Origin of the sequence: Anaerophaga thermohalophila DSM 12881 (assembly GCF_000191885.1) — a bacterium.
Classification (GTDB): domain Bacteria; phylum Bacteroidota; class Bacteroidia; order Bacteroidales; family Marinilabiliaceae; genus Anaerophaga; species Anaerophaga thermohalophila.
In genome coordinates, this window is sequence record NZ_AEWI01000119.1 from 1 (window position 1) to 9,965 (window position 9,965).

The window sequence follows — 9,965 nt, forward strand, 5'->3', positions numbered from 1 at the left end:
AAGCGAGGTGAGATATATCTTTAATTAGTGCCCTTTTATAAAGTCAGGAAATGTTGTAACAAATCATGTGTCTGTTCAGAAAGTGCCGGTTGCAAGGCTGTTGAAGCGGCGAAATACGGAGTTTACTTTTTTAAATAGTATTTTGGCAGTAATCGTGACACAGCAAATGGTACTTTATGGACATATCTTTAATAGTAAAGATGAACGATAGGTATTTTAATTCAGCCATTAATAAATACACTTTTATTCCTTCATTGGTTCCTCTTTTCTTTTTTCTCATTTATTGTTTCTTACCTGTAAAAGTCAGTTCAATTGATGGATATGGCATTGCTTATATGATTAGAGAGGGTGAAAAATTATTTCTTCCTCATCATTTACTCTATAACTTTATCGGGTTTCTGTGGGTTAAGTTTGTTCACTTTTTTAGTGATGCAGATACACTTTTGGTGCTAAAGGTGATGAATGGTTTGGCCGGAGCTGTCTCATTGTTTCTGTTGGAAAAGATATTGAACATACGGGGCGTAGATGTTGTAAAACAAATATTATGGATTTTTTTGGTTGGTTCTTCCTGGGCAGTCATGCGCTTTTCTACTGAAAATGAAGTATATATATTGCCTGTTTGTTTTTCATTATCAGGTAGCCTATGGCTTCTTAAATATTTGTCAAACCATAAAAAATTTTTTCTGTTTCTTGCTGGTCTTTTCGCTGCATTTGCTGCATTGATTCATCAGATTCATGTTTTTTGGTGGTTAGGGATTTTAATCGCTTTAATATTAAAGACAAAGTCGTTAAGGCTTTTATTAGTTTATTCCTTGCCTGCTATTATTGTTCCGGTTGTCTATTTGTTTGTTTTTGTATTTTATCAAAATAATCCTTTTTCTTTTGACGGATTGTTACAGTTTGTTTTTTATGATTACCATGCAGGTGTAGCAGAATTTTCTGTTAATTCAAAGAATTTTCTTTTAACTCCGGTTAGTTTTATCAGAACCTTTATTCAGGTTCATGGATATATGTTCAATATTTTAAAAGAGAGTTGGTTAGCCATCTGCATTTTTGCGTTCTGCATTTTTGCTTTCATTCAATCAACTTTTGCTTTTAGAAGATTAAAATTGTATTCTGTGGGATTGAAGTCAGTCTTTGTTTACGCGCATGTCATTGCTTTTATCCTCCACCTTGTGTTTGCATTTATTTCTCATGGGAATGCAGAATTTATGGTTATGTTTCCATTTTTGACTGCAATTATTTTGTCAGGAATTATAAAGAACGAAACGAGCATGACAAAAAGTTTGTCACACAAGAACATGTATAAAACTCAATCAGGCGAGTTCCATTCGAACAATAACTTAAGTAAATTATATACGGATGAACATAAAGCATTATTTTATTTAGTAGCAGGGCTGTTAATTTGGAATCTTTCATTTGGCTTAATTCCAATGTCTGTAAAAGATGTGAATGGAGACAAAATGGTTGCTGAATTCATTTTGGATAATTCGGATAGCAATAACAATGAGGATGTTTACATTCTGTTTCTTCGTCCGCGCATCGGAAATATGGTTGAATATTATAATGATTCACCCGTTTTCGAAAATCTTCTGTTTATTGAAACATTTGAGGACAATGAAGGAATAGAGTCGTTCATAAGAAAAACGTTAGCTTCCGGGAAATCTGTCTATACTGATTGCGTAGATCGGCCTTTTACAGTTTCAAGAGCTTCTATGCTAATAAATACTCATAAGGAAGTTTTTAGTAAATTTAATTTGGATAGAGTGGATTCTGTTTCATCTTTATCGGGAATTTATTATTTAACTCAGATTTTGCCACAGTCTGAATAATAAAAATAGCTAATACTGTACTTATACATCTCAATTTATATGTTTTTTGCGGAATTTTAGGCTTTTGAAACGAGCATGAGAAGGTTTGTCTTATTAGATTATTAGATTTTTAGATATAAGATTTAAGATGAAACGAGCATGGCAAAGATTACCACAAAAGAACATGTATAAGTTCTTGCATGCGAGTTCTATCAGACCAATAACTTTGACCAATTTTATACGGATGAGTTCCGGTCGGTTAAAAAATTTTCTCTATTTTAGGCGCTTCAATTTTTTAATTTTAAACCGTGAAATGAGCATGAGAAGGTTTGCCTTAATAGATTAATAGATTAATAGATTATTAGATTTAAGATGAAACGAGCATGGCAAAGATTGCCACAATCAGAATATGTATAAGTTCTTACATGCGAGTTCCATCAGACCAATAACTTAGACTTATTTTATACGGATGAAACGAGCATGGCAAAGTTTTCCACAAAAGAACATGTATAAAACTCTTACATGCGAGTTCCATCAGACCAATAACTTAGACTAATTTTATACTGATGAAAATGAAAAGAATTTTTACTGTTTTTCTGGTAGCCTTTATTGCCCTGACTGCTTATTCCCAAAATCTTCAGCTTCACTACGATATGGGAGAAGACAGGGGATACATGACAACAACCCTGGAAATGTTTAAGCCCGATAAATGGGGAAGTACATTTTTCTTTGTCGACTTTGATTATGATTCAGAAGCTGGAGAATCGGTATCTCTTGCCTATATGGAAATTTCCAGAGGACTTAAATTCTGGGATAATCCTTTTGAAATTCATGTAGAATATAACGGCGGATTTGGCCAATTTAAGGAAGAACCTTTTAATGGAGCATATCCGATCAATGATGCCTGGCTGGTTGGGGGTAATTATACATGGAATAGTCCCGACTTCAGTCGAATTTTAACCCTTCAGGCAATGTATAAATATATTCGCGATAAAGAAGATGCTTCTTTTCAATTAACCGGTGTCTGGACGGTTCATTTTGCCAATAAGAATTTTACTTTTATGGGGTTTGCCGATTTCTGGAAAGAGGAAAATGTGTTTGATGGTGAAACAACGGACTTTGTATTTCTGACCGAGCCTCAAATATGGTATAATGCCGGTGAGCACCTTTCTTTGGGAAGTGAAGTTGAGTTGGCATCTAATTTTGCCGGACATAAAGGATTTAAAGTTTGTCCTACCTTAGCAGTAAAATGGAATTTCTAAAACCAGGTTGATATGTTGGAAAAGTTTTTCAATCTTAAAGAGAACAACACCACCGTAAGAACGGAAATTATTGCCGGTATTACCACCTTCATGACGATGGCTTATATTCTGGCAGTGAATCCCGATATCTTATCGGCCACCGGCATGGATAAAAGTGCCGTTTTTTCTGCCACAACGCTTTCAGCAGTCATCGCTACTCTTGTTATGGCTTTGTGGGCACGCTTACCTTTTGCACTTGCTCCCGGGATGGGACTCAATGCTTTTTTTGCCTTCACTGTAGTGCTTGGAATGGGATACAGCTGGCAATTTGCCCTGACGGCAGTTTTTCTTGAGGGGATTATTTTTCTTTTGCTCACCGCATTCAATATTAGGGAAGTAATTGTCAATGCCATCCCGATGAATCTGAAACATGCCATTTCCGTTGGGATCGGACTTTTTATTGCTTTCATAGGCATGCAGAATACCGGTCTCATTGTCAATAGCGATGCTACCCTCGTGACTTTAGGCGATATGAGTGCTCATACGGTCTGGATCACCTTGTTTGGGCTGGTGCTGATTGGCGTGTTGTTGGCCCTGAAAGTAAGAGGCGCTTTGCTGATTGGTATTTTTGCTGCAACCATTGCCGGTATTCCGTTGGGTGTGACCCACCTGCCTGAAGGTTCATGGCTGACGCTCCCTCCATCGGTCGAACCCGTTGCTTTTAAATTTGAATTCTCAAGCATATTTACGATTGATATGCTGATTGTGTTATTCACTTTCCTCTTCGTGGATATGTTTGATACAGTGGGGACACTGATCGGCGTAGCATCAAAGGCGGATATGATCAGAGAGGACGGCTCGCTGCCAAGAGCCAAACAGGCCTTGTTTGCCGATGCAGTGGGTACAACGGTCGGTTCTTTGCTCGGAACATCAACCGTCACCACGTATGTCGAAAGTGCTTCAGGCGTTGCCGAAGGAGGACGCACCGGGTTGACCTCGCTGACGACTGCCGGAATGTTCCTGTTGGCCCTGTTTTTGTCTCCGCTGTTTCTGATGGTTCCGGCCGCAGCCACTGCCCCTGCGCTTATCATGGTAGGCTCTTTTATGATGTCGCCCATTCTGAAAATCAATTTTGATGATTATACCGAGTCAATCCCTGCATTTCTCACTATCATTATGATGCCGCTTGCTTATAGCATTGCTGAAGGAATTGTGTTCGGCATGTTGTCGTACGTTGCATTGAAATTGCTGTCAGGAAAAACGAAAGATGTTTCATGGGTAATGTATATCCTGGCGCTCCTTTTTGTTTTGAAGTTCTTTTTCTAAGATAATATATCGTTAATCAGATTAGCAAAAAGAGACATTTAGCAATAGCCTCATTGATTTAATTCTTAAACGCCGGTTCGGAAATTCTTGTTTTTTCGGCCGGCGTTTTTGTTTCTGTTTTTTCTATTTGCTTTTGTTTCAGTCAAGCGATATATTTGTAAACTTTTTAAAACGGAAGCAAAACGATATAATAAATGGACAGAAAATTTCCCGAATATAAGGGGTTAGACCTCGCAGAAATAAATAAAGAGGTACTGAAAGAATGGGAAGCGAATAAGACATTCGAGAAAAGTCTTGCCAACAGAGAAGAAAGTCCTTCTTTCGTCTTTTATGAAGGGCCACCCTCCGCCAATGGAATGCCCGGCATTCATCACGTCATGTCGCGCACCATCAAGGATATTATTTGTCGTTTTAAAACCCAGAAAGGCTTTTTTGTTCAGCGTAAAGCCGGCTGGGATACTCATGGGTTACCTGTTGAGCTTGGTGTGGAGAAGGCGCTTGGCATTACAAAAGAAGACATCGGAAAGTCTGTTTCGGTAGAAGAATACAATGAAGCCTGCCGTAAAGATGTGATGAAATATACCGATATGTGGGAAGACCTTACCCACAAAATGGGATACTGGATAGATATGGATCATCCCTATATCACTTATGATAACCGGTATATTGAAACTTTGTGGTGGATGCTTAAAGAACTCTACCAGAAGGACCTTCTTTACAAAGGATACACCATTCAGCCTTTTTCACCCGCAGCCGGGACAGGTCTCTCAACCCACGAACTGAACCAGCCGGGATGCTATCGCGACGTGAAAGACACCACCTGCACCGCTCAGTTTAAAGTCGTCAGAAACGTAGATTCTGCTTTTCTTTTTGAAAATGCCGATGCCGATGTTTTTTTCCTGGCATGGACCACCACGCCATGGACATTACCTTCTAACACGGCACTGGCAGTAAGCCCTTCAATCCGCTACGTAAAAGTAAGGACTTTTAATCCTTATACTGATAGTCCTTTGGTTGTTGTTCTGGCCAAAGACCTGCTCTCATCCTATTTTGATCCGAAGAGTGCCGGCCTTTCACTGGAAGATTACAAACCTGGTGATAAAAAAATACCATATAAAATTCTGGATGAGTTCGACGGAGAAAAACTTGTGGGACTTCGTTATGAACAGCTGATTCCATGGGTTAAGCCCGATGGTGATGCTTTCCGTGTTATTGCCGGCGACTTTGTTACAACCGACGACGGTACCGGAATAGTACATATTGCCCCGACATTTGGTGCCGATGACAACCGGGTTGCCAAAGAATCCGGCATTGCTCCCTTGCTGTTAACGGATAAAGACGGTAAGCAGCAGCCGATGGTTGACCGCACCGGGAAATTATACCTCATAGAGGATCTGGACCCGGGCTTTGTCAAAACCCATGTAGATTTGGCTGCTTATAGCGAATTTTCAGGGAGATATGTGAAAAATGCCTACGACGAAAAGCTCACTGAAGATGATCCTTCCCTTGATGTGGATCTGGCCGTGATGCTCAAAAAAGAGGACAAGGCTTTCAAGGTTGAAAAATATGTTCACAACTATCCGCATTGCTGGCGTACCGATAAACCCGTTCTTTACTATCCCCTCGACAGCTGGTTTATCCGTACAACTGCTGTTCGTGACCGGATGATTGAACTGAACAACACCATCAACTGGAAGCCGCCATCAACCGGAACGGGTCGTTTCGGAAAATGGCTCGAGAATCTGGTTGATTGGAACCTTAGTCGTTCCAGATACTGGGGTACACCTTTGCCCATCTGGCGGACAGAAGATGGCAAAGAGGAAAAATGTATTGGTTCCGTTGAAGAGCTTGTGAATGAAACAGACCGCTCGGTTAAGGCCGGATTTATGGATAAAAATCCGTTCGGCAGCTTCAGACCGGGGGATTTCAGTGATGAAAATTACAGCAGGATAGACCTTCACCGGCCCTACGTGGATGATATTATCCTGGTCTCGGAACAGGGAAAACCCATGTATCGTGAACCCGATCTGATCGATGTCTGGTTCGACTCGGGAGCGATGCCTTATGCTCAGGCACATTATCCGTTTAACCCCCCGACGGGGGGCCTGCAATTCCCCGCCGACTTTATCGCCGAAGGCGTAGACCAGACCCGCGGATGGTTCTTCACCCTCCACGCACTTGCAACCATGCTTTTCGACAGCGTTGCATTTAAGAATATCATATCGAACGGACTGGTACTCGATAAGAATGGCAATAAAATGTCGAAGCGGCTTGGTAATGCGGTAGACCCCTTTGAGACCATCGAACAGTTTGGTTCCGACCCGCTGCGCTGGTACATGATAACCAATGCACAGCCATGGGATAACCTGAAGTTTGATGTGGCTGGTATCGATGAAGTGAAGCGTAAGTTTTTTGGTACGCTCTATAACACCTATTCATTTTTTGCACTGTATGCAAACATCGACGGTTTTACCGGTGCCGAAGAGGAAGTGCCGGTATCAGAACGACCGGAAATTGATCGATGGATCATCTCTCTGCTGAATACTCTGAAAAAGGAGGTTAATGATGCACTGGATAGTTATGAGCCAACCAGGGCAGGACGTGCCATTCAGGAGTTTGTGACAGAAAACCTGAGTAACTGGTATGTACGGCTGAACAGAAAGCGTTTCTGGGGAGGAGCATTCGATCGTGATAAACTCGCTGCTTACCAGACTTTATATCAATCGCTTGAGACAGTTGCCATGCTCGCTGCCCCTATTGCGCCTTTCTATATGGACAGGCTATTTTGTGATCTGAATAAGATATCCGGTTGTCACAGCGCAGAATCGGTTCATCTGACCGACTTTCCCAAGGCTGACGAGAGTTATATCGACAGTTCACTGGAAGAGCGAATGGGGTATGCCCAGCAGATTTCCTCCATGGTTCTTGCGTTGCGCCGTAAAGTCAACATTAAGGTGCGTCAGCCCCTGCAAAAAATAATGTTGCCGGTTTATGACGATCATTTTGAGCAACAAATTGAAGCTGTAAAAGATTTGATAATGACAGAGGTCAATATCAAAGAAATTGAGTATCTTAGGGATGTCACCGGCGTATTGGTGAAAAAAATCAAACCCAACTTTAAAACTTTGGGACCGCGCTATGGTAAAATGATGAAGAGCATCAGTAAAGCCTTTGGTGAGATGACTCAGGAAGACATAGCCCGCTTTGAGTCTGACGGAAGGTTTGAGCTTAACGTGGACGGACAAAAAGTGGAATTGCAACGTGAGGATGCAGAAGTCATCAATGAAGATATTCCCGGCATGCTGGTTGCCAACGAAGGCAAAATTACTGTTGCTCTGGATATAAATGTGACACCCGCGCTAAAAGAGGAGGGTATTGCACGGGAGCTGATCAACCGGATTCAAAACCTGCGAAAAGACAGTGGATTTGAAGTTACCGATAAGATCAGGATTAATATTCAGAAAAATGGTGAAATAGATGCTGCTGTAAATAAGCATAAATCATATATTTCAGCGCAAACACTGGCGCGGGAGATTAATTTGGTCGATTCGTGTAACAGTAATCATGCTCACTCCGTAGAGATAGACGAAAATGTGAATACATTGCTGGAAATTAGCAAAATATAAGAACACGCTTTTTTATCACCTGTGAGTTTTGGCAACAAAGATGCTTTTTAGGCCGGGCTCATATATAAATTTTGTCACTATGGCAGAAAAAACCCGTTATTCAGATGAAGAGCTGCAGGAATTTAAAGAGATAATTCTTGAAAAGCTCGAAAAAGCAAAACGCGATTACGAATTGCTTAGAAATACCATTACCCTCGAGGATGGTAATGACACTCAGGATACATCTCCCACTTTTAAAGTTCTGGAAGAAGGGGCTGCTGTGCTTTCCAAAGAAGAAGCCGGGAAACTGGCCCAGCGTCAGCAAAAGTTCATTCAGCATTTGCAGGCTGCTTTGGTACGGATTGAAAATAAAACTTATGGGATTTGTCGCGAAACCGGCAAACTGATATCCAAAGAACGCCTGAGAGCGGTTCCGCATGCCACCCTGAGTATTGAAGCTAAAAAAGCACAGAAATAGAAAGTTTTGAGCTTAAAGTTGTTGCACCATAGGGGTCCGGATGGTATTTCTCAGAAGTACAAGGATTGTTGTGTCCATTTTGCTGATTTTCTGGCAGAGTATATCCGGCTCCTTGCTGGTCGGGAATCTTATAGTGTGCCTGGCGAAGTGCCCTTCATCTGTTTTCGCCTTCGGAGCCTGCAGAGGTTCGGAGAGTGCCATCTATTATCTAATTAGTGCGTACCTATAAAGTTGGGAAAAGTTATAGCAAAATCATGTGTCTGTTCAGAAAGTGCCAGTGTTGAGTGCAATATAAAAAGCATATTTTTGTCAAAATCAAGGCGTTTTAAATTTTTGTACCGGAGTTAACTTTGTTGTTAATGAGGATGCAAAAATTTAAAACAACAACGTGTTTGGCAACAAAGATGCTTTTTAGACCGGACTCAATGTTAATTGTCAACATATCACAATTAATCTAATCATCTAACAAACATGAGATGGGAAAATTAAAAACGCCGATACTGATAATTATAGCAATCCTGATTGTAGATCAGGCACTTAAAATTTGGATCAAAACCACGATGATGCTGGGTGATGAATTCCCTGTTTTTGGAGACTGGTTTTACATCCATTTTGTTGAGAATAACGGGATGGCCTTTGGGATGGAACTGGGGGGCAACTGGGGCAAGATTTTTTTGAGTGTTTTTCGGATTATAGCAGTTGTTGGTATCGGTTGGTACCTCTACAGACTTTCCTGTAAGGGGGCTCCAAAAGGACTGATAATAAGTGTAAGTATGGTATTGGCCGGAGCCCTCGGAAACATCATTGATAGTATGTTTTACGGGATGATATTTAATCACTCCTATTCTCAGGTCGCAGAACTATTTCCCGAAGGCGGGGGATACGCCCCTTTTCTTCACGGGCGTGTGGTCGATATGTTTTACTTTCCGATTTTTTCGGGTCATTACCCCGATTGGCTCCCGTTTATCGGAGGCCAGGAGTTTGTATTCTTCCGCCCGGTTTTTAACATTGCTGATTCTTCTATAACGTTAGGCATTATCTTCATTCTGATTTTTCAGAAACGTTTTTTTAAAGACGGGAATTCATCCGTATAAAGTTAGTCTAAGTTATTGTATCCATTAAATGTATCATACTTTAATTGGTGTTGGATAATTAGCGGTTAGATTCTTCGCTTCGCTCAGAATGACAGACTGTCAAATGTCATTCTGAGGAGGTAACGACGAAGAATCTGTCCCCTGCTTCTGGTTCCTTTGATAACTATAGGTTAAATGGTGTTTATACATCGCCTTTTGTGACAATCATTGTTATGCTCGTTTCATCCGTATAAAATAGGTCTAACCATACCTGGATAAACCGAAACTAACAAGTTATATGAAAAATCAAATCAGAATTAAACTGATTGTTATGCAATTATTTTTGGTTGTCAACGAAACGACCAAAGGGAATTTGATAACGCCTTAACCCAACTTGTCATCTTGCTATCATAAAATTCTGTATTCCAGTC

The 9,965-nt window shown here is 40.8% G+C and carries 6 protein-coding genes; all 6 read left to right on the forward strand.

From position 1 onward, the window contains the following. Positions 1-176 precede the first annotated feature (176 nt). Complete coding sequence (locus ATH1_RS0116065) at positions 177-1,832, forward strand: hypothetical protein (protein ID WP_010424217.1); 1,656 nt, start codon at positions 177-179, stop codon at positions 1,830-1,832. Between the two features lie 545 nt (positions 1,833-2,377). Beyond that, positions 2,378-3,073, forward strand: coding sequence for a DUF5020 family protein (locus ATH1_RS0116070; protein WP_010424219.1), 696 nt, complete (start codon positions 2,378-2,380; stop codon positions 3,071-3,073). A 12-nt stretch (positions 3,074-3,085) separates the two neighbouring features. After that, a complete protein-coding gene (locus tag ATH1_RS0116075) occupies positions 3,086-4,378 on the forward strand; it encodes an NCS2 family permease (protein ID WP_044115527.1) in 1,293 nt (430 codons plus the stop codon). Between the two features lie 194 nt (positions 4,379-4,572). Continuing rightward, positions 4,573-8,004: an isoleucine--tRNA ligase gene (gene ileS / locus ATH1_RS0116080; protein WP_010424223.1), complete on the forward strand. Its 3,432-nt coding sequence runs from the start codon at positions 4,573-4,575 to the stop codon at positions 8,002-8,004. 79 nt (positions 8,005-8,083) lie between these two features. Beyond that, positions 8,084-8,461 carry a TraR/DksA family transcriptional regulator gene (locus ATH1_RS0116085; RefSeq protein ID WP_029164178.1) on the forward strand — a complete coding sequence of 126 codons (378 nt, stop codon included), beginning with the start codon at positions 8,084-8,086 and terminating at the stop codon, positions 8,459-8,461. A 476-nt stretch (positions 8,462-8,937) separates the two neighbouring features. After that, the gene (locus tag ATH1_RS0116090) at positions 8,938-9,555 is read left to right on the forward strand and encodes a lipoprotein signal peptidase (RefSeq protein ID WP_010424226.1); all 618 of its coding nucleotides are present in this window, start codon (positions 8,938-8,940) and stop codon (positions 9,553-9,555) included. The last annotated feature ends 410 nt before the right edge of the window (positions 9,556-9,965 follow it).

What these genes read in the sequence shown, in the direction of transcription:
- ATH1_RS0116065 (WP_010424217.1), top strand. Translation starts at nt 177, where the DNA reads ATGGACATATCTTTAATAGTAAAGATGAACGATAGGTATTTTAATTCA.
- ATH1_RS0116070 (WP_010424219.1), top strand. Translation starts at nt 2,378, where the DNA reads ATGAAAATGAAAAGAATTTTTACTGTTTTTCTGGTAGCCTTTATTGCC.
- ATH1_RS0116075 (WP_044115527.1), top strand. Translation starts at nt 3,086, where the DNA reads ATGTTGGAAAAGTTTTTCAATCTTAAAGAGAACAACACCACCGTAAGA.
- ileS (WP_010424223.1), top strand. Translation starts at nt 4,573, where the DNA reads ATGGACAGAAAATTTCCCGAATATAAGGGGTTAGACCTCGCAGAAATA.
- ATH1_RS0116085 (WP_029164178.1), top strand. Translation starts at nt 8,084, where the DNA reads ATGGCAGAAAAAACCCGTTATTCAGATGAAGAGCTGCAGGAATTTAAA.
- ATH1_RS0116090 (WP_010424226.1), top strand. Translation starts at nt 8,938, where the DNA reads ATGGGAAAATTAAAAACGCCGATACTGATAATTATAGCAATCCTGATT.